The organism is Snodgrassella sp. B3882, from assembly GCF_026535915.1.
Lineage (GTDB): Bacteria > Pseudomonadota > Gammaproteobacteria > Burkholderiales > Neisseriaceae > Snodgrassella.
The window spans coordinates 1770030-1790153 of record NZ_JAFNPF010000001.1 but is presented as its reverse complement, the minus strand read 5'-3'; the positions used below and the strand labels follow the sequence as shown (position 1 = coordinate 1790153).

Here is a 20124-nt window from a genome sequence, read left to right as displayed (position 1 = left end):
ATTCTCTAGCATTAACTTTTTGGATAAATTAAATGGAAATGAAATGGGTCTTAATGTAGTGATCAGTATTTATATAAGTTTTTATCTTTATTTGATCTATTTATGATGATTTTTTTATGATCAATGCGATTTTTTAATCTTGTTTTTGCTATCTGATTTTTTAATTATTCAACTCAGTTGAATGGAGAACAGCAAAAATTTTATTGCTATCTTTGTTTATCAAATGGCTGATCTGTATAGTTTAGTTTGATGTTTGTTATGGAGATGGTTGGTTAAATATTTTATTGGTAGGAAAAAATCTTATCGTGATTGAGTGGGAGACAATTTAAGTCTTTTGTTCCTTGGTTTAATGGTTGTTTTAACAATAGATATAGACAATTGTGCTATGAGTTGAGCTATATAATTTTTTGATACAGCTCTGGTTTGCATGATCATCTGAACTATTTGATGCTTTTACTCAATATTGTTGGACTAAGTGTAACTCCAATAATGAATTTTTGTATGATGCGATTTTAACGTTACGTGATCTGATGTTTCAGTGATGAAGTACAAGGTGGGATGAGCTGAGATTAAATGTATTTTTTAAATTCTCGTATTTAGGTGCATCCTAGAAGAGGATGAAAACTTGACTTAGTTGGGTAAAGATGTCGTCGCTGTGCTTGCTTTACAGGTTTGTTGCACTATGTGTGTCAGCTTAAATAATATCAGTTAAGCTATGGCGATTTAATCAGACTAGTTGCTGAACAGGACTTGGCTGCTTAATTTTTTTGAAAACTGATTTTAAATAAAGAGTGTTGAAGATATTTGGCAACTATGCGCAATAAAAAAGCACAGCTTTTGCTGTGCTTTTTTACGATATTGTGGCGCGGCGGACGGGGCTCGAACCCGCGACCCCCGGCGTGACAGGCCGGTACTCTAACCAACTGAGCTACCACCGCGCGTGTTTTATGCTATGCATAAAACTAGAAACTGGTGGGTGATGACGGAGTCGAACCGCCGACATTCTGCTTGTAAGGCAGACGCTCTACCAACTGAGCTAATCACCCGTTTGGGAAAGACGCTATTAAACCAGATACTCAGGAATATGGCAAGACCCTAAGGTGAAAAAATTAATTGTTTCCCTGTAATGACCAGTTTTCAAACAAAATTACTTTATCGCGAGGTCCGAGTAATACCAGTGTATCCTGATTTTTGAAGCGAAATTGATCATCAAATGTGCGTAATTGGTGGGCATTACGACGGACTGAAAGCAATTTGATTTTTAATTTATCTAAAGGCAGATCGTTAATACTTTTACCCACTAAATAGGCATCAGGTGGAAGGGTAAAGGCCTGACGGTAATAATGCAGATGTTCTCCAGATATTTCATCATTACTACCAGCAAATAAACCCTCCAGAGCTTGGTAGCGATTCTGCCGGATTTTTTGCATGATTTCATAAACTTCTTCAAATGGTTTACCCGAGCTAAGTAGTGCTTGACTGGCAAGAGTCAAGCTGGATTCTTTTTCATCTGATACGATGTCGTCTGCCCCCATGTTGGTGAAGGCAGGTATGCTGTCATCGTTTCCTACGCGCACGATAACCGGCATTGTGGGAATAATCAGCATGATATTATTCAGTATATGCTTGGCTTCAGCGGTATTTTTGATGGTAATCAGCACCATATTGGCTCTTTTTAATCCTGCGGCTTGTAAGACTTCCTGTCGTTTGGCATCGCCAAAGGTGACTGGTTCGCCCGCAGTTTTAGCGGTAGCTACACGTTCTGCATCTAGGTCGAGGGCATAGTAGGGGGTATTTTCTTGTTGCAGTATGCGAGCAATGTTCTGCCCACAGCGTCCGAAGCCAATAATCAGAATATGATCGGTTTTGTTCATGGTTTCGACTAAGATGCTTTGTAAGTCTACAGCTTGTTCATCCCAACTGCGTTTGACCATCAATTTTAGTATTTTGTCTGTACTTTTCATGATGAAGGGAGCCAACATCATTGAAAGTAGGATGGCTGCAATGGCAGTTTGTTGCAGATTCAGGGAGATTAGCTTAAGTGAGCCACCGATGGCGAGCATAACGAAGCCAAACTCACCACCCTGCGCTAGATATAATGCTGTTTTTACTCCATCGGTGCTTTTCTCTTTCATGTAATAGCAGGCACCGAAAATGACTACCGCTTTTAATATTAGCAATAGACCCAGCATAATTAATACCATCATCCAGCTGGATTGGAGCACTTGAATATTCAGTTTCATCCCGATGGTGATGAAGAAGAAACCTAACAATATATCGCGGAAGGGACGAATATCATCTTCGACCTGATACCGATATTCAGTTTCTGAAATCAGCATACCAGCTACAAAGGCGCCTAGAGCGAGTGACAGACCTGCAAGCTGAGTTAAATAAGCAACACCCAGTGTGACCAACAATACGTTGATCATAAAGAGTTCGCTGGACTTGGTGCGGGCAATCAAGCGAAACCATGAAGGCATGATTTTACTGCCAACAACCAATAGTAGACCGAGTGCCACGATCATGGTTAATAAAGCTTTACCCATTTGCAAGAACAGACCGTCACTGCTGTGGGCGATTGCCGGGAATAAAATCATCAACGGCACAACGGCAATGTCTTGCATTAAAAGCACACCCATGATCATGTGACCATAATGCTGTCCTAATTCATTTTTTTCCACCATGATACGACTGACGATAGCCGTAGAAGACATGGTCATGGCCGCTGCGAGGGTGAATGCCCACGTTAATTTGATGCCCATGATGGCGAATATGAGGAATAAAGCTGTTAGTGTCAGGGCAACTTGTAATCCTCCTAAGCCCAGTACCAGCCTACGCATGGCTTTGAGTTTGCCTATGGAAAATTCCAACCCAATGCTAAACATGAGGAAGGTAATGCCGATTTCGCCAATGAATTCAGTGGCATGATTTTGATTAATTAAATGTAGCCAGCCGGGTCCGGCAATAAAACCCACTACCAGATATCCCAGCATGGTGGGAATATGCAGGCGCCGGCAGATGATAGCAGCCAACACAGCCACTAACAGTATCATGACGATAGGACCAAGAGAAATATGCATAATCTATTGATTTTATTTAAATATAAATTTTATTAGCATATTTTAACATGGTTGTAAAATGTTGTGTGGATTAAGAGTTTAAAGATTGGCTGATTATGATAATTATTGTAAAAATTTGTGTAAAATTTTGAGTGCTGTCCAAGCGGAAGCTTTGAGATGGCTTTGGCGTAGCAACCGTGCAGGATGCGGTGCAATGACATATGGAATGTGGTTTAAATATTGTTGCAAATTTGATTGTTCTTCTAGTTGTTTGAAAACTTGTCCAAGAAGTAATATAGCTCGCGGCTTGATTTGTTCAATTTGTGCTTTCAGTGCAGGTAAACATGCTTGAATTTGGTCTTGGGTGATACGCAGACTGATGTTTGGAGCGCATTTTACCTGACTGGTATAGAAAACTTCATCAGCACCGATGTTGATTGCAGCGAGCATATTGCTTAATAGTTTACCGGCTTCGCCACTGAAAAGTTGTTGAGAAGTGTCATCTAATGGAGCTGGATTAGGGGTAATAACCAATAATCGAGCATTAATGGCACCGTGTCCGACAATCGGAGCACAACGTTCTTGATGCAAACTGCATCGAGTGCAAGCAGCAACGGCCGCAGGTATGTCTTCAAATTTGAGTATCTGTTCTGTTACGACTTGGTTTAATTGAGAAGCGATGTTGGCTGTGTCGGTTACAGCTTGTGAAGGAGCAGGGGTTAAGGTGTGATTAACGGTTAGAGAACTGCCTAGGATGTTTTGCAGTGTGCTCAAGCGATGATCAGTAGTAGGTAAATGGGAAGCGGTGCTTTCAGGATCGTTTATAGCAGGATGTAGCTCAGAATTGACCACAGATATTCTTGCGTCTGGGTGCGTTTTCGTGCTGGTGTCTTGCGCCTGCGTTGCGGTGATTGGTGTGCTGTCAGATTCGGGCTTGGATTGATGCAAATGAGCGGTTTGTGACAGCCACATTGGTCCTAAGCCAAGGGCTTCATGTAGGTAAAGGTAGCGACTGTCTAACATATTTTTTCCATTAACACGGCATCTTCGCCATCAGAGTAATAATGTTTACGTATTCCACACTCAGTGAATCCATGCTGTCGATAAAGTTGTTGTGCGTTAGTATTGCCGGCACGAACTTCAAGCAGGAGACGCTGCATATTCTGCTGTTGCGCTATTATACCGAGATGATTAAGTAAATTGCTGGCATAGCCTCGTCTTCGGTAATGCGGATGAGTATTGAGGAGGTGTATTTCTGCCTCGTCGACGAGAGTTTGCCACACCAACATAGCAACAATGCTATGCTGTGCATTTTCCATCACCCAGATCGGTTCGGGCAGATTCAGTGTTGCCTCAAGCTGCTGCGTAGACCACGGTACGGGATTGCATAACTTTTCTAAATTAACCAGTGCCGGTAAATCCGACCAAGATGCTGTGCGGATCACCATCAACCACGCTCTGCTTTTCTGGCTGCCTGCTCGGCAGCAGTCAGAGCAATTTTATTGCGCACATAATGCAGACTGGCATGGGCGCTGTCAGTAAGGGGATAGCGTCCCGTTAAAGCCAGCTCAGCATAAATTTCTGCAGTAGGCATTAAATTCTCTCCTGCGACGGGCAAATCAATATTTAATCCAAATGCATTACCAACACCGATACCTTCAAGGTTTCCGTCAGGCAGCTGAATGCTGTTTGCTGATCCTACCTGATAATCACTCAGGCGGGTATGATTAAGTGTGTTATACCAGGCAAAGAATAATTCATTCATGCGTGCATCTGTAGCGGCCAAAACACAGGGTTGTGCGGGCTTAAGTGCGGCGACAGCATCCAGACAGGGTATTCCGATCAGTGGTAAATCAGTTGCTAAAGCCAATCCAGTAGCGACCCCGAGTCCAATTCTTAGACCAGTAAAAGCACCAGGTCCTTGCGCATAGACAATAGCCTTCAGTTTTGATAGGGTGGTCTGATGTTGCTGCAATAATTGTTGAATTCTCGGTAAAATATAGTCTGATTGTTTGGTGCCAACAGCTTCATATATGCTGTGAGTTGTGTTGTTTTGATATAACCCAAGTGATAGATAATTGGTGCTGGTATCAATAATTAGTAGGGAAGATGAGGTGCTAAGCATAGTACTCCAACATGACGGCTGGTGTCATGGTGCAAAGTTTGGTTCGATGACTGATTATACATTTAATAGGATTTTTGATTAAATCTTATTGGAAACCCTTAAGCCAGAAACGTTAATTCATCTCAGTAAACCAATCGATAAATAAAAATTAGGAGTGTAAAGGGTTTATTTATTGAGTTGGTTTTATTCTTGTAAGTTGCTGAAAGGACATTGAAGGCTTGGTTAATGCAATGAATAATTTAAGATTTATGGATATGGATTGTGCCTAATACTTATATTGGGCGATTTGCCCCAAGCCCTACCGGATGGTTGCACATTGGCTCTTTATTAACTGCAGTAGCATCTTATTTGGATGCTCGCAGCCATCAGGGAAAATGGCTGGTGAGAATGGAGGATTTGGATCCATTGCGCGAACAGCGTGGTGCAGCTTCTGTAATTTTGTCAACGCTAGAAGCTTTTGCGCTTTATTGGGACGATACGGTCGTTTATCAGAGTCAACGTCATCATTTATATCAGCAAGCGTTATCACGTTTGCAAGCAAATAATCAGGTTTATCGCTGTTATTGTAGTCGTAAAACCGTACAGGCAGAGGCAAGAGGAGAGGGTATTGACGCAATGGTCTATGGAGGTCGTTGTTCGTTATTGCCTTCTGACTGGCAGTCAGAGTCTGGCAAAAAACCGGCTTGGCGGGTAAGATCGCCGTCTAAAAAAATCACTTTTATCGATGCTATTCAAGGATTACAGGAACAGCAGCTGGATGAAGAAGTGGGAGATTTTGTGTTATTACGCGCAGATGGCTTTTGGGCTTACCAGCTTGCGGTGGTGGTAGATGATGCGGTACAGGGGATAAATCATGTAGTGCGCGGAGAAGATTTACTGAGTTCTACTCCCCGACAAATTTATTTGCAAAGCTTGTTAAATTTGCCCCAACCTTGTTATGCTCATGTTCCTTTGCTCACCAATAAACTTGGACAAAAATGGTCGAAACAAACCTGCGCCCCTGTATTGAATCTTAATCAAAGGGAGCAATTAATGCGACAGGTGTTTAACTATCTTCAATTGCCACAGGCTCCGGCGGTGGATCATATTGCTGATCTTTTACAATGGGGTGTCGAACACTGGCAGTTAGAGAGGGTAGCTCCAGAGCCAATCAATACTGAAACAGAATATCTATCTAATCTGTCGCATTAATCTTAGTGATGCCATATTACAGAAAGTCCGGCCATTTAAAGGGGATAATGAGTGGTTGATTATTCAGATCCAAAATATATATCTAAACAGTTTTTACGCAAATTCCAGCAACAGCAAGCGACAACTTTTCGTCTGGCATGGTATTTAATGCTGGTTAATTCAGTGTTAATGGTCATTCAGAACGGTTTATTGGCCTATTTATTCGCCTTTTGGCTGGAACACAATCAATTAGTTCAGCCTGTATTAAGAGCAGTATTGCCTTATCTGGCAGCCTGCTTATTGCTCCGCCCTTTCATTAATTATGTTATTGATCAATTGTTACAACGTGCCAGTATGTCTATCCGGCAGAATTTGCGCAGCAAGTTATTAAATGCTATTGCCAGTTTGGGCCCGGAACGCAGTGCCTATGGTAGCGATGGGGCACTATCTACTCAGGTATTAGAGCAGGTAGATGCTTTGGACGGATACTTCATTCATTATGTATTGCAACAAAAATTAGCTGTCTTTGTTCCTTTGATGATTGTTGGCGTGACTTTTATTTACAGTCCGCTCTCCGCTTGTTTGTTGTTACTGACGGCGCCATTGGTGCCGGTGTTTATGATTTTACTTGGCGAGGCTGCGGCGCGAAAAAACCGGCAGCAGTTGGCTGCCTTAGCTGGCTTAAGCGGAAGATTTTTAGATCTCTTGCGCGGCATGCCAACGTTGCGCCGGTTAGGAGCCATTTCTCAGGCTCAATCAGCTGTTGATCATGCGGCAGAATCTTATCGGGCGCGCACCATGGGTGTGTTACGGCTAGCCTTTCTCTCCACTGCTGTATTGGAATTATTTGCGGCTTTAGCTATTGCATTGGTTGCGGTCTATCTTGGCCTAGGCTTACTGGGGGTATTACCCTGGGCACAAGGTTCGGTGCCGGTACATTATCAGGGCGCCTTATTAATTTTATTATTGGCTCCAGAATTTTATCTACCTTTACGCCAACTTGGCGCTGATTATCATGATAAGGCCAAAGCTGAAGCTGCTGCTTCTAATCTGCTGCCATTATTAGAAGTGGCGGAGACACTATCGCAAAATAACATCGATCGAAGTGATTATTTATTGATCACACCGCCAGTTATCCAGGCAGAAAAATTGTGTGTACATGGCAGGGATAAGCGTGTGCGATTAGCTGAGATGGATTTCACAGTAAAAGCACAAGAAAGAGTGTTGCTGACTGGTGCCAGTGGTAGCGGTAAATCGAGTTTGTTACAGGCGTTGCTCGGTTTTGCCCCTTACAGCGGTGAGATTTATATCAATGAACACAATTACACTACTATCAATTTGTCATTACTGCGTCAATCTATAGCCTATTTAGCTCAGACACCACCAATTATGGCGTTGAGTATTGCCGATAATCTGCGTTTGGCTAAAAATTCAGCCACGGAAGCTGAATTGCAAGAGGTTTTGCAGCAAGTTGACTTATGGGAATTGATCCAAAAATTACCGGAAAAGATGAACACGATATTGGGTGAAAGAGGGCAGGGAATGTCCGGAGGACAGTTACAACGTCTGGCTTTAGCACAGATACTATTACGAAATGCGCCATTGTGGTTGTTGGATGAACCCACGGCTCATCTTGATAGCGATACCGCCGCCAAAATTATGTCGTTGTTAGAGCGGTTAAGTGTGGGTAAAACGGTTTTACTCATCAGTCATGATCATAGTCATACCCAGTGGATTGACCGACAGATTGTCGTATCAGCAGTAAGAGAGGATTGATATGAAAAATGCTGATTTGTTATGGAAAAATGGCCGTCTGCATTTGTCTGGTATGTTGTCCAGCCGTCGCAAAATCTGGTTATTTGCGTGGTTGTTGGGTCAGATTGCAGCGCTCTCCAGTATTGGTCTGTTGGCATTATCCGGATGGTTTTTAACGGCGGCAGGTTTGACTGGTCTAATTAGTTTAACTACCGCTTATACCTTTAATTATTTCACCCCAGCTGGTGTGATTAGATTACTGGCAATTATTCGTACAGCCGGACGGTATGGAGAACGTCTGGTCTCACATGATGCAGTGTTGGGTTTACTGTCTGATTTGCGCAGTAGTATGTTTGCTCATTTGGCGCAGGTTCAACAGCATAAACCGGCTTCAATACGTCAAATGCATCGGCTGATCAGTGATATTGATCTTCTCAATGTTTGGCCTCTCAATGTCATTTTACCAGCTTTATGGGCGCTAACAGTGATGCTTTTGATAACATTGTGGAGTTGGTTTGCAGGCGGTTTGATGCTAGCTGGGTTAATTTTTGTCCCTCTGATGTGCGCCTGTGTCATCATTCCTCTCTTAGGTAACAGATACGGATTTCGCTTAGCATTACAGCAGGCGGAGCAAGTTGAACAGCGACGAGCAGCTTTATTGCAGCCTTTGGCCGCACTAACCGCTCTGTTGCAATGGCAACAATGGCCACGTTTCGCCAACCAGTTTCACGATCAAGATCAGCAATATGTCAGCAGTCAACTTCAACAGCAGAAAATAGCCGGAAAAATCATGCTCATGCAGCACATTTTTCTCGCCTTAGCCATGATCCTGATACTGTGGCAGGGAAGTCACTTAATGTTACGTGGACAGATGAGTGCTGCCATGCTACTGGCGATACTATTAATGATTTTAGGCTTTAGTGAGCTCGTAGTGGTGCTGGGGAGAAATATTCTTTCTTATGGATTATGTCATGCTGCTTGTAAGCGACTTAATGAGCTCATTCAGACGCAAAATATTTCCACTCTGGAGCAAAAAACATTATCTGAACAAATTTTTATCAAAGCAGAAAATTTATCTGCTCGTTGGCCTGAAGCCATCAATGGTGCAGAAAATATCAACTTTCAAATAGGTAATGGAGAGATTTTACATATTTCTGGTCCATCAGGCATTGGTAAATCAACCTTACTATCCGTTTTAGCTAACGAATTGCCACCTTGTGGTGGTTCCTTAAGTTGTAATGACCAGCCCTATACTATCTGGGATTGGCAGGGAAAAATAGCCTATTTGTCCCAACAACTGGATATATTTGATCTGACTTTGGCAGAAAACTTGCGATTGGGAAAAGCAGATGCTTCTGATGAGGAATTGTGGACAGTTTTAGAACAAGTGCAATTGGCCGAGTGGGCACGTTCGCAGCCTCAGGCACTTGATACGGCTCTGGGAGAGTACGGCGCTGCCATTTCCGGAGGACAAGCAAGACGGATAGCGTTAGCACGTTTTCTTTTGCGACCCTATCCAGTTATGATTCTTGATGAACCTTTTGCCGGAATTGATGAACAGACCTGTGTTCAGATTGCTCGAATATTGGAAATTCAGCAACAAAATGGTATTTTAATTGTGGCCAGTCATCAGGCAAATTACTGGCCACAGGCGCAAGTTTTGGCCATAACTTAAACAAGAAATCTATTTTTTGTTTATTTTTGAATGAAAAATTTAAGATTGAGCAAAGAAGACTGCATCTTGGTCTAACCGCTATCTGATACTCATATTTAACCCAAATCGTCGATTGGATATGAGAAAAATATTTGATAATTTAATGTAAATCAGAAATTCATTTATAAATAAACTTGACAAATAAAATTATTATAAACACAAACATAAAATATTTCGCTACAAATATTGACATTAATCAGACATAAACAGATTAAAAAAATTTTGCCATTCTTTATATGTATGTATTATCCTTACCAATACATACCTATTTAAACCTTTGTTTAAATGATAATAATTATTATTACGTACAAGGAATAGCACTATGGATCTGGTAGAACTGTCAAGATTACAGTTTGCTCTGGTCGCTCTTTATCACTTTTTGTTTGTACCATTAACATTAGGCATGACCTGGATATTAGTTATCATGGAGTCTGTTTATGTGTTAACTGGTAAAGAAGTTTATAAAGACATGACTCGCTTCTGGGGTAAATTGTTCGGCATTAACTTTGCTCTAGGTGTCACCACAGGCATTACCATGGAGTTTCAGTTTGGAACTAACTGGTCATACTACTCTCACTATGTAGGTGATATTTTTGGCGCTCCACTGGCTATTGAAGCATTGATGGCCTTCTTTCTTGAGTCCACATTTGTTGGATTATTCTTTTTTGGCTGGGATCGCCTGAGTAGACCCAAGCATCTTTTCATTACCATCCTGATGGCTGTGGGTACCAACTTATCGGCTTTGTGGATTTTGGTGGCAAACGGCTGGATGCAGGATCCGGTTGGCGCACATTTCAATTTTGAATCTATGCGCATGGAAATGTCCAGTTTTGCTGAGATTTTCCTCAGTGAAATCGCTCAAAATAAATTTGTACACACCGTATCAGCTGGTTATGTGACGGCATCCATTTTTGTTATGGCCATATCTGCATGGTATTTACTGCGTAAACAAGATGTTGAGTTTGCCAAAAAGAGTTTTCGCATTGCAGTCGCATTCGGTGCTGCCTCAATTTTGTCCGTAATCATTTTAGGTGATGAATCCGGTTATACCATTGGTAAAGCACAGCAAACCAAAATGGCTACTCTGGAAGCGATGTGGGAAACCGATCCCGCACCGGCACCATTCAATTTGATCGCTTTTCCAAATGAAAAAGAAATGAAAAACGATGCAGCCATCCGAATTCCTTATGCAATGGGTATTATTGGTACCAGATCATTGAATACACAGATTCCGGGTATCAAAGAGATTATTGCTCATAATACCAAGCGAATAGAGAATGGTCGTGAAGCTGTTGTTGCTCTGGAAACACTGCGTAAAAATCGCAATGATGTACAGGCTCAGGCAGCGTTAAAGCAATATGGCGATGATCTAGGCTTTGGATTATTGTTGAAATCTTATGTACCGGATGTGCGTCAGGCAACGCAACAAGACATCGCTCATGCTGCCCGAGAAACCATACCACGTGTCGCTCCTATGTTCTGGAGTTTCCGCTTGATGGTATTGTGTGGATTCCTGATGCTGGTAGTGATTCTTGTGGCATTGTATTCATCTATCCGCAATACCTTTGCGGAAAAACGCTGGTTACTGAAATTAGTTCTGTGGAGTTTTCCATTACCGTGGCTGGCATGTGAAGCAGGTTGGTTTGTGGCGGAATATGGCCGTCAGCCTTGGACTGTATATGGCGTCTTGCCAACTAGTTTATCTGCGTCGTCGCTGACAACCGCCAGCATATGGGGTTCGATCTTCGGATTTACAGTGCTCTATACGATCTTATTGATTGTTGAAGTTTATCTAATGGTTCGTTTTTCCCGTCAAGGTCCAGGTTCGCTGGGTACCGGCCGTTATGATATTGAAACAAAACACTAGGAGTGAACCATGGAATTCTTAGATTATTCAGTATTGAAATTCATCTGGTGGCTATTGCTCGGTGTTCTGTTGATTGGCTTTGCAGTCATGGACGGTCAGGATATGGGGGTGGGATGTTTATTGCCCTTTATCGGTAAAAACGATGATGAACGTCGAGTTTTAATTAACAGTATTGCACCACACTGGGATGGTAATCAGGTATGGTTTATCACCGGTGGCGGAGCCATATTTGCTGCTTGGCCTTATGTGTATGCAACCGCTTTTTCTGGTTTTTACTGGGCGATGATGGCAGTATTATGGGCATTGTTTTTCCGTCCGGTCGGATTTGATTATCGTAGTAAAATCAATAATCCTACTTGGCGCAATAGCTGGGATTGGTTATTGTTTGTCGGCAGCTTTGTCCCACCACTGATCTTTGGTGTGGCCTTTGGTAACCTATTATTGGGTGTGCCCTTCCATTTTACTGAAGATTTGCGTTCTTTCTATACAGGTTCTTTCTGGGGCTTGCTCAATCCGTTTAGTTTGCTATGTGGCGTCGTATCGGTTGCCATGATTATTTTTCACGGCGCAATTTATTTAGCCTTACGCAGTGATAACATAATCAAACAGCGGGCGAAGAAAGCCAGTACTTGGGCATTGATTGTGTTATTGATCACCTTTACCTTAGCCGGGATCTGGATCAAATTTGGCATTAACGGTTATAGCATGGTAGCAGGTAGCTATATTCCTGATGCTTCACCAGATCCGCTGAATAAGCAGGTAACAGTAGCAGTTGGTGCATGGTTGAATAATTATGTAGAGCATCCGATTTTGTTTATTGTGCCTATTTTGGCCTATGCTGGATTTATTCTTGCATGGTTATTAGCCAAAGCAGACAAAATCTTTACAGCTTTTTGGGCTTCTGCCATCGGATTGGCTGGCGTGATTGGCACTGCGGGTGTAGCCATGTTCCCATTCATGATGCCATCTAATACTGATTTACGCTCCAGTCTGACGGTTTGGGATGCTAGTTCGAGTGAGACTACACTAACGATCATGTTGGTTGTTGCTTTGATCTTTGTACCGATTATCGTGTTGTACACCAGTTGGTGCTATAAAGTCATGCGCGGTAAGATCACAACGGACATGATTAAAGAGAATGATCACAGTTTATATTGACCAGTATTGCTTGCCTAAATTCAGCAATATAAAAAGGAGTTTATATGTGGTATTTTGCATGGTGCTTAGGAATAGGTTTTGCAGTGCTGTTCGCTGTAGTGAATGCATTATGGGGTGAGTACCAGCATGACCGGGAACAGTTAGACAATTAATCTGGCTGAAAGTTGTTGTTTCTGAACCCAGCATTAATAAATCTAAATTAAGACAATCGGATTTTGTGTTAATATATTCGCTAACTTAAATATTATTACATGATTGAAATTTTGGTGTAATAACGGAGAAATGACTTGAATGTCTTCGTAAAAGCACCATAATATTAAGTGTAATGCAGATTTTTAAGTGTCGACTATAGCTACATAAGATCCGATACTTATTTTAAGGTTGGTTTTCGGAAAGGAATCCGATGAATAAATTATTTCGTAACAGTTTAATATTCAGTTTAGGCTTGGCTATGACCGTATGTGTCAATGCAAAAGACATTAAAGTGAATGCAAACAATACCCCTTATACGCCGGCAGACGTACAGAAGCTCGCCTCTACTGCTGTCAAAATGGGGGTGAGTGAACCGGTAAATTTGCAACTTAACGGTGCAAATCTAACTGTCTCTGGCAGCAGTAAAACAACTTGTGTCATTAAAGTTGGTGAAGCGGCCACCCCACAAATAGCAGGCATCAACTGTAAATAAAATTTGTTTTTGATGCTCAAAATTGATTCATTTCTCATTTAAAGAGATGAATCAATTTTTTTTGTGATTAAAATCTCCATTTTGGTCAAAATTTTGCCGATTAATGAGAAAATTTTAAGTGCAGAAAAAGCGAATTTAAATAAGATAATAAACATGATTGAGTGTATCAATCCAGTTTACTGCCTATGTCGCTGCAGTTTTGACCCAAATTAGAATATTGCTATTTGATTTATACTGTTGTTCTGGAAATGTACCTGTTTTTGAGAGGCTTTGAGACCAAATTTTTATTCTGGAAGTAAGATTGAGTTAATACCTATGCAAAATGAATTAAATAAAAAAAATTTACTCACCAAAGGTTAAGCTAAATTCAACAGGTCAGTTAATTCTTTTTTCCTCACAGTTTTGGTAGTAAACAGGAATCAGTCTGGTTACACCTGTATGTAGTTTTCTTTGCCGAATCGATAGCATAAAGGTGATGTTCGATTAACAATTCCTTAAGATGGCACATGTTTTTTTCATTCTAGATTGCATTATGGATGTCATCATAAAAAAATTTCAGGCAGCGCATTTAGCAACTATTAATCGTATTGTGTATTGTATGGTCAATATATTTTTTAGGGCTAGGATTGTTGCAGTAAAATCAGATGATTATAAATTTATGCACTACATTTAATGAGTTGAAAAATTTTTATGGTTATAGATTCTGATTAAACGCTGCATTTAAATCAATCAGCCGAGAAAACATTATTAAGCTATAACTGAGGTCTAAAGATACAAAGTGCGATGGTGATTAGCATAACGCCCCAAAAAAGAATGGTTAATTCATCCTTATAGTATCTATTGCCTACTATATCCGCGACTTGAGGTTTATTTTTATCATAAATGATTTGGATGGTTGAATCTGGGGAATATGAATTATGAGTAGTCATTTTGGTAACATAGGTTTTGTTTAATCGGTCAGTAAACTGCACGGTAACGACAGCCTCATCCTGATTTTTAACTTTGTAATTATGGACGTTTTTAATGATGGCTGTGGTTTCAATTCCATTTACTTTTAACCGATGATCGAAATAGGCTGCATTAAGCGTATAAATAATAAGTCCAATATAAGTAATGAATGCTAAAATTTTTTCATAATACATTTATATGGGTTGTAAAGATTAATAATGGAATCTATAGCGTTAATAATAAGCATTAACATTAGAGTTATTGTAAGATATTTCTGTCGTATAAGGTAATTGCATAAGCCGATTGAAAAGGAAGCCCAAGTTTTTACAAGGTGTTGATTAAAGTTACACCGCAAAAATGCATCTATTTTATTGATTTAATTATATTTGTGATTTTTCTGTGTTCCTAGGGAATCTGTTTAGATAAATACGCCAGTTTTAATTATTCTATAAGAATATGTTCATGAAAGATTAAACATTCTGTTCAGTTCCGCTGAGTCTTTAGACCCTTTTAAACTCAAGATTTATTCAAATCAATAAGTGATATTTAGATTCTAATACTAGTTACATGGTTTTTATATACGATTACTTTCGTGGAGAAATCTTTTTTTCAGATTTGTCTACGTCTGAATAAAATATAAATTTTGGTTAGCACGATTAATTTGATAGCTGGCATAGGTCTCTTATGATCGTGGTGTTATGATTTAACATTTTCTGCTCTTATATTTTTACCCATGTTAGTTCTGGCGAAATAACGGTGGGTTGTTCTATCAATAACTTCCTTCTCTATGATAAGCGTTTACAATAAGCATTTCGTTAATCGTGCTTACTGATGCCTGAACAAGGAGTCAACATTTTTCATCGTATCTTTATCGTCCTTAATTAAGGTTGTTCATTTGTGTTTGTCTGATTTTATTGTTATAAACAAATATCTCTGGATATTTATTGTGTTTTCAAATTATTTTTAAGTTTCAGATCGACCAATATCAAAATCATCTGCTGCTTAGCACTTGGTACGGTAATTGCTACAGTTTGCTTTTGAACTATTTTAAGGTTTGCCAAAGAAAAAGTGACTTGGATATACAATGGCAAATACTAGGCATTTCTTGGGGAATAATGAAGAAGGATCAATAAAGTTCTTCATTATTTATAGTGACAAAAAAGTTGTTATTTTAAGGGTTAAGGAAAATTATGTGGTTAGGGTTTGCATCAATTAATCTTGCTTTAGCGGTGATGTTGGGTGCTTTTGGCGCACATGGATTGAAGAGTTTTGCTGATACTCAACAACTAGAATGGTGGCACACTGCTACACAATATTTTTTCTATCATGCTTTAGGACAAGTAGCCATGGGGATACTAGTTAAAGCTGTTCCCTATATGAAAGTAAAATTACCATTTTGCCTGCTGCAGTTTGGTATAGTGGTATTTTGTGGATCGTTGTATTTGATGGCATTAGGGCTGCCTGGCTGGTTGGGTGCAATTACACCTGTAGGTGGCGTGGCAATGATCTTAGGCTGGTTGGCGTTGGCGAGAGTTGCGTTCAAACAATATTGACTTTGTTGGCTATTTTACTGCAAGGAGTGATGATATGAAGCGATCTATATTTTCTTTATTGCTTATCTGCCTGAGTCTTCAGTTAAGTGCTTGTAGTAATCCTAAGTCTTCTTCCACCACAGAATATAACAGTGATACGTTGATTAAGAATTCGGTTGAAATTCCCTATTATCAAGGCAAGGTATATTTTATTAAAAATACCGTCAAAAATCAGGTTCCAGCACGAATTAAAAGTCAATCAGTTTTTAATCAGTATTTTGGCTATGCATATACAGCTTCTTCCTGGAAAAATCGAGCGATTGATTTTGAAAAGGAGGAAGTATTGGTCTATGATGCTGGCGTGGTACAAAGATCGATGGAAATCACTCCGGTTGCTTTAAGACAAGATGGAAGAACATTACATTTATTTCTAAAAGTAAAATCTGGCGCTGCGATCAATTACTCCATCCATCCTTTCTTAATGCTAATAATTGATAAGAATAAAGCGGATAAGTTGATATTTCATGTACAGCAGGAAAAGGCAAAATGATTTCAGGCTAGTAAGGTGAATATGGTGACTAGAAATGGTGAACACTGGGGTTACAAAAATGTGAGAAAAGAAGATTGGTTTTTATGAGGTGAATTTTTTTTCAGATCTTCAGAAATATTGTCCCACAATATTATTAAACTAGTCTTGCAAAAGAATATTAGATCAGAAATGTTTTATTCTATCTGGTTAAAAATATTTATTTGGTATGATTTTAATTAATCAATTATTGGTGATTAAAAATCTTTAGTATTATCGATGTAAGAACGCTGGATTTATATTTAATGGTTAATGGAATGAATCAGTAATAGTGGTTCACTTGATTTTTTTTATTAAATAAAAAACCCTGAAATATTGATTATTTCAGGGTTTGGTTTAAACGGAAAAATATTGGCTATTTTTCTTGTTTAATGAGTGTATAAATTAAACTTTTTGCTGATTTCAGTTTTTGTCGGTATACACTTTCCCATAATAAGAATCCAACAAGATTTGTTTTAATTCAGCTATTAAAGGATAACGTGGGTTGGCACCGGTACACTGATCATCAAATGCATCCACTGCTAATTTATCCACCGCAGCCAAGAAGTCTTTTTCTGGTATGCCATATTCCTGAATAGACATAGGAATATCGAGGTCTTTTTTCAATTGATCTAACCAGCCTAAGAGTTTTTCAACTTTTTTCTCATCTTTGTCTGTTGTTGCTGTCAGACCCAGATGATCGGCAATTTCGGCATAGCGCTGTAGTGCTTTTGGATAGCCGTACTGACTGAAGGTGCCTTGTTTGGTTGGTTTATTGGTGGCATTGAAGCGAACAACGTTACAAATCAACATTGCGTTGGCCAATCCATGCGGTACATGGAAAGCTGCGCCCAGTTTATGTGCGATGGAATGACATACGCCAAGGAACGCTTGCGCAAAAGCGACACCAGCTAAAGTTGCGGCACTATGAACTTTTTCACGCGCTACTGGATTTTTAGCGCCTTCTTTATAGCTTGCTGGCAGGTAGGCTTTGAGCAAGCTTAATGCCTGTAACGCCTGACCGTCGGAAAATTCGTTTGCCATGATGGAAACATAAGCTTCTAACGCGTGGGTAACTGCATCATAACCACCGAATGCACATAAGGATTTAGGCATATTCATGACTAAGTTAGCATCAACCACAGCCATATTAGGGGTGATAGCGTAATCAGCTAAGGGGTATTTCTGCCCTGTAGCATCATCAGTCACCACGGCAAAAGGGGTAACTTCAGAACCGGTACCGGAAGTGGTGGTAACGCAAACTAATTTGGCTTTTTTACCCATATTTGGGAAGTGGCAAACGCGTTTGCGGATGTCCATAAATCGCAAGGCCAGTTCGTCAAATTTGGTTTCAGGATGCTCATACAATACCCACATGATTTTTGCTGCGTCCATGGGTGAACCACCACCTAAGGCGATAATGGTATCGGGTTTGAAGGCATCAATATCTTCAGTACCTTTGCGCACAACGCTTAGGGTCGGATCAGCAGCCACATCAGAGAATACTTTGCACAAGACGCCTTTTTCTTCTAATTGATCGGTAATGAGTTTGGCATAACCATTATCGAACAGGAATCGGTCGGTAACCAAAAATACGCGTTTTGCGCCTTGTTCGATGACTTCATCAAGGGCAATAGGTAGTGAGCCACGACGGAAATAGATCGAATTGGGTAATTTATGCCATAACATATTTTCTGCTCTCTTCGCGATGATTTTCTTGTTTATCAGGTGTTTCGGACCAACATTTTCTGATACCGAATTTCCACCCCAAGAACCACAACCTAAGGTCAGTGATGGCGCTAAATCAAAGTTATATAAATCACCAATGGCTCCATGTGAAGAAGGGGTATTGATGAGAATACGGCAGGTTTTCATTTTTTTGCCAAAATAATCTACACGGTCTTTATTGGCATCCTGATCTGTATATAGTACAGAGGTATGACCCAGACCACCCATTTCGACTAATTTTTCGGCTTTTTCTACGGCATCTTCAAAATCTTTTGCTTTAAACATGCCTAATGTAGGAGATAGTTTTTCGTAAGCGAAAGGTTCTGAATGATCTACTTTGGTGGCTTCGCCCACCAATATTTTGGCAGATGCTGGTACTTTAATACCGGCCAGTTCGGCAATTTTGGCGGCAGGCTGACCAACGATGTTGGCGTTTAAAGCTCCTTTTTCATTCAGGATGATGCCCTGAACGGCTTTGTTTTCTCTGGCATCCAGTACATATGCTCCATATTCGCCCAATAGTTTTTTGACTTCGTTGTAAACGGAATCTACCACCACGATAGCTTGTTCGGATGCGCAAATGGTACCGTTATCGAAGGTTTTAGACATGAGAACTGAGGCGACAGCTCTTCGAAGATCGGCGGTTTCATCGATCACAACCGGCGTGTTACCGGCGCCAACCCCAAGTGCTGGTTTGCCAGAACTATAGGCAGCTTTTACCATGCCAGGACCACCGGTAGCCAGAATGGCGGCAATATCTGGGTGATGCATGAGGCTATTGGATAATTCGATGGAAGGTTCATCAATCCAGCCGATGATGTCTTTGGGTGCACCGGCTTGGACAGCCGCTTCCAGAACTATGCGTGCAGCTTCAATAGTGGATTTTTTGGCTCGGGGATGAGGTGAGAAAACGATGGCGTTTCGTGTTTTCAGGCTGATTAGAGATTTGAATATGGCTGTAGATGTTGGATTGGTGGTTGGTACGATACCGCAAATAACGCCTAGTGGTTCTGCTATGGTGATGGTACCGAATTGTTCATTTTCTTCGATAACATCACAGGTTTTATCATGGCGAAATTTATTAAATATGTATTCTGCTGCAAACAGGTTTTTGATGACTTTATCTTCTACAACCCCCATTCCAGATTCGGCAACAGCTTGCTGTGCCAGAGGAATTCTTGCTGCAGCAGCAGCTTTAGCCGCTGCTGTGAAAATATGATCTACTTGTTCTTGTGTATAAGTTGAGTAAATTTTCTGTGCTTTTTTAACACGGGTCATTAACTCGTTTAACTTATCTATATTGGTTACAGCCATAGATCTCTCCTGAAAATTAATAAAATAAATCTACGTTGCTTGGTGTCTTCCTTGATATTGTTAATTACTCGTTATTATTTCAAACAGAAATTACGTTAGCGTAAATCTGTTTGTTTACCTTATACAATAATTATTAACCAGCAACAATATTTTTTTACATTTTTATGGATAAAAATTTGAATTTAGCTTTCATGTATATGATTTTTATTATAAATATTTATTTATTTATTTTTAATAAGGCATTTATTAAGTTTTTAAGCAGTTTTCAATGATAATTATCTTTTTATCATAAATTAGATTAGTTAATTCATTTTAAAAGGTAAAATAGTGACAAAAATATTCTTATAACATATTTGGTTGTGGTGATCTGTGATAATAACTGTTTTTTAAGCTAATGGATGGGTGATTAAGGACTTTTTCAACCGTGTTGCACCAATATTCTTAAGATTATATGTTATATAAATATAGATGAATGGCTAATTAATTTTTAGTTTGTTTAGATAT

The 20124-nt window shown here is 40.0% G+C and carries 15 protein-coding genes and 2 tRNA genes; 9 read left to right on the top strand and 8 right to left on the bottom strand.

Going from position 1 to position 20124, the window contains the following annotated elements; translation table 11 throughout:
- Positions 1-861: 861 nt before the first annotated feature.
- The 6 genes from J3U68_RS07525 to tsaB all read right to left on the bottom strand — a co-directional run bounded on the left by J3U68_RS07525 (position 862) and on the right by tsaB (position 5184).
- Positions 862-938 (bottom strand) — tRNA-Asp (locus tag J3U68_RS07525).
- A gap of 32 nt (positions 939-970) precedes the next feature.
- Positions 971-1046, bottom strand: a tRNA-Val gene (locus tag J3U68_RS07520).
- Positions 1047-1109: 63 nt separating this feature from the next.
- A complete protein-coding gene (locus J3U68_RS07515) occupies positions 1110-3080 on the bottom strand; it encodes a cation:proton antiporter (RefSeq protein ID WP_416384643.1) in 1971 nt (656 codons plus the stop codon).
- Between the two features lie 102 nt (positions 3081-3182).
- A complete protein-coding gene (locus J3U68_RS07510; protein ID WP_267375816.1) occupies positions 3183-4082 on the bottom strand; it encodes a uracil-DNA glycosylase in 900 nt (299 codons plus the stop codon).
- Positions 4076-4507 (bottom strand): ribosomal protein S18-alanine N-acetyltransferase, encoded by a 432-nt coding sequence (rimI, locus tag J3U68_RS07505; protein ID WP_267375814.1) that lies wholly within the window; start codon positions 4505-4507, stop codon positions 4076-4078. The genes J3U68_RS07510 and rimI overlap by 7 nt, the downstream gene beginning before the upstream one ends.
- On the bottom strand, positions 4507-5184 hold the full coding sequence (gene tsaB / locus J3U68_RS07500) for a tRNA (adenosine(37)-N6)-threonylcarbamoyltransferase complex dimerization subunit type 1 TsaB (protein WP_267375812.1): 678 nt from the start codon (positions 5182-5184) through the stop codon (positions 4507-4509). The genes rimI and tsaB overlap by 1 nt, the downstream gene beginning before the upstream one ends.
- Positions 5185-5445: 261 nt before the next feature.
- Here tsaB and gluQRS point away from each other — a divergent pair, with 261 nt between their 5' ends.
- From gluQRS to J3U68_RS07465, 7 genes are all read left to right on the top strand, one after another.
- Positions 5446-6375 (top strand): tRNA glutamyl-Q(34) synthetase GluQRS, encoded by a 930-nt coding sequence (gluQRS, locus tag J3U68_RS07495; RefSeq protein WP_267375811.1) that lies wholly within the window; start codon positions 5446-5448, stop codon positions 6373-6375.
- A gap of 51 nt (positions 6376-6426) precedes the next feature.
- On the top strand, positions 6427-8130 hold the full coding sequence (gene cydD / locus J3U68_RS07490) for a thiol reductant ABC exporter subunit CydD (RefSeq protein WP_267375810.1): 1704 nt from the start codon (positions 6427-6429) through the stop codon (positions 8128-8130).
- Position 8131: 1 nt separating this feature from the next.
- Positions 8132-9784 (top strand): amino acid ABC transporter ATP-binding/permease protein, encoded by a 1653-nt coding sequence (locus tag J3U68_RS07485; protein ID WP_267375808.1) that lies wholly within the window; start codon positions 8132-8134, stop codon positions 9782-9784.
- A gap of 361 nt (positions 9785-10145) precedes the next feature.
- Positions 10146-11690 carry a cytochrome ubiquinol oxidase subunit I gene (locus J3U68_RS07480; RefSeq protein ID WP_267375806.1) on the top strand — a complete coding sequence of 515 codons (1545 nt, stop codon included), beginning with the start codon at positions 10146-10148 and terminating at the stop codon, positions 11688-11690.
- A 9-nt stretch (positions 11691-11699) separates the two neighbouring features.
- Positions 11700-12848, top strand: a complete 1149-nt coding sequence (cydB, locus tag J3U68_RS07475) for a cytochrome d ubiquinol oxidase subunit II (RefSeq protein WP_267375805.1) — start codon at positions 11700-11702, stop codon at positions 12846-12848.
- Positions 12849-12892: 44 nt separating this feature from the next.
- Positions 12893-13000: a cytochrome bd-I oxidase subunit CydX gene (cydX, locus tag J3U68_RS07470; RefSeq protein ID WP_267375804.1), complete on the top strand. Its 108-nt coding sequence runs from the start codon at positions 12893-12895 to the stop codon at positions 12998-13000.
- A 251-nt stretch (positions 13001-13251) separates the two neighbouring features.
- Positions 13252-13533 (top strand): hypothetical protein, encoded by a 282-nt coding sequence (locus J3U68_RS07465; RefSeq protein ID WP_416384642.1) that lies wholly within the window; start codon positions 13252-13254, stop codon positions 13531-13533.
- A 752-nt stretch (positions 13534-14285) separates the two neighbouring features.
- Here the strand turns inward: J3U68_RS07465 and J3U68_RS07460 are convergent.
- Complete coding sequence (locus tag J3U68_RS07460) at positions 14286-14675, bottom strand: hypothetical protein (RefSeq protein WP_267375803.1); 390 nt, start codon at positions 14673-14675, stop codon at positions 14286-14288.
- Positions 14676-15671: 996 nt separating this feature from the next.
- Here J3U68_RS07460 and J3U68_RS07455 point away from each other — a divergent pair.
- Both J3U68_RS07455 and J3U68_RS07450 read left to right on the top strand, forming a co-directional pair.
- Positions 15672-16034: a DUF423 domain-containing protein gene (locus J3U68_RS07455; protein WP_267375801.1), complete on the top strand. Its 363-nt coding sequence runs from the start codon at positions 15672-15674 to the stop codon at positions 16032-16034.
- 34 nt (positions 16035-16068) lie between these two features.
- A complete protein-coding gene (locus tag J3U68_RS07450) occupies positions 16069-16563 on the top strand; it encodes a hypothetical protein (protein ID WP_267375800.1) in 495 nt (164 codons plus the stop codon).
- A gap of 438 nt (positions 16564-17001) precedes the next feature.
- On the opposite strand, the gene adhE is transcribed toward J3U68_RS07450, so the two are convergent.
- Positions 17002-19620: a bifunctional acetaldehyde-CoA/alcohol dehydrogenase gene (gene adhE, locus J3U68_RS07445; RefSeq protein WP_267375799.1), complete on the bottom strand. Its 2619-nt coding sequence runs from the start codon at positions 19618-19620 to the stop codon at positions 17002-17004.
- Between the last annotated feature and the right edge of the window lie 504 nt (positions 19621-20124).

What these genes read in the sequence shown, in the direction of transcription:
- J3U68_RS07450 (WP_267375800.1), top strand. Translation starts at nt 16,069, where the DNA reads ATGAAGCGATCTATATTTTCTTTATTGCTTATCTGCCTGAGTCTTCAG.
- J3U68_RS07510 (WP_267375816.1), bottom strand. Translation starts at nt 4,082, where the DNA reads ATGTTAGACAGTCGCTACCTTTACCTACATGAAGCCCTTGGCTTAGGA.
- cydX (WP_267375804.1), top strand. Translation starts at nt 12,893, where the DNA reads ATGTGGTATTTTGCATGGTGCTTAGGAATAGGTTTTGCAGTGCTGTTC.
- tsaB (WP_267375812.1), bottom strand. Translation starts at nt 5,184, where the DNA reads ATGCTTAGCACCTCATCTTCCCTACTAATTATTGATACCAGCACCAAT.
- J3U68_RS07455 (WP_267375801.1), top strand. Translation starts at nt 15,672, where the DNA reads ATGTGGTTAGGGTTTGCATCAATTAATCTTGCTTTAGCGGTGATGTTG.
- rimI (WP_267375814.1), bottom strand. Translation starts at nt 4,507, where the DNA reads ATGGTGATCCGCACAGCATCTTGGTCGGATTTACCGGCACTGGTTAAT.
- J3U68_RS07460 (WP_267375803.1), bottom strand. Translation starts at nt 14,675, where the DNA reads ATGTATTATGAAAAAATTTTAGCATTCATTACTTATATTGGACTTATT.
- J3U68_RS07465 (WP_416384642.1), top strand. Translation starts at nt 13,252, where the DNA reads ATGAATAAATTATTTCGTAACAGTTTAATATTCAGTTTAGGCTTGGCT.
- adhE (WP_267375799.1), bottom strand. Translation starts at nt 19,620, where the DNA reads ATGGCTGTAACCAATATAGATAAGTTAAACGAGTTAATGACCCGTGTT.
- cydB (WP_267375805.1), top strand. Translation starts at nt 11,700, where the DNA reads ATGGAATTCTTAGATTATTCAGTATTGAAATTCATCTGGTGGCTATTG.
- J3U68_RS07485 (WP_267375808.1), top strand. Translation starts at nt 8,132, where the DNA reads ATGAAAAATGCTGATTTGTTATGGAAAAATGGCCGTCTGCATTTGTCT.
- J3U68_RS07515 (WP_416384643.1), bottom strand. Translation starts at nt 3,080, where the DNA reads ATGCATATTTCTCTTGGTCCTATCGTCATGATACTGTTAGTGGCTGTG.
- J3U68_RS07480 (WP_267375806.1), top strand. Translation starts at nt 10,146, where the DNA reads ATGGATCTGGTAGAACTGTCAAGATTACAGTTTGCTCTGGTCGCTCTT.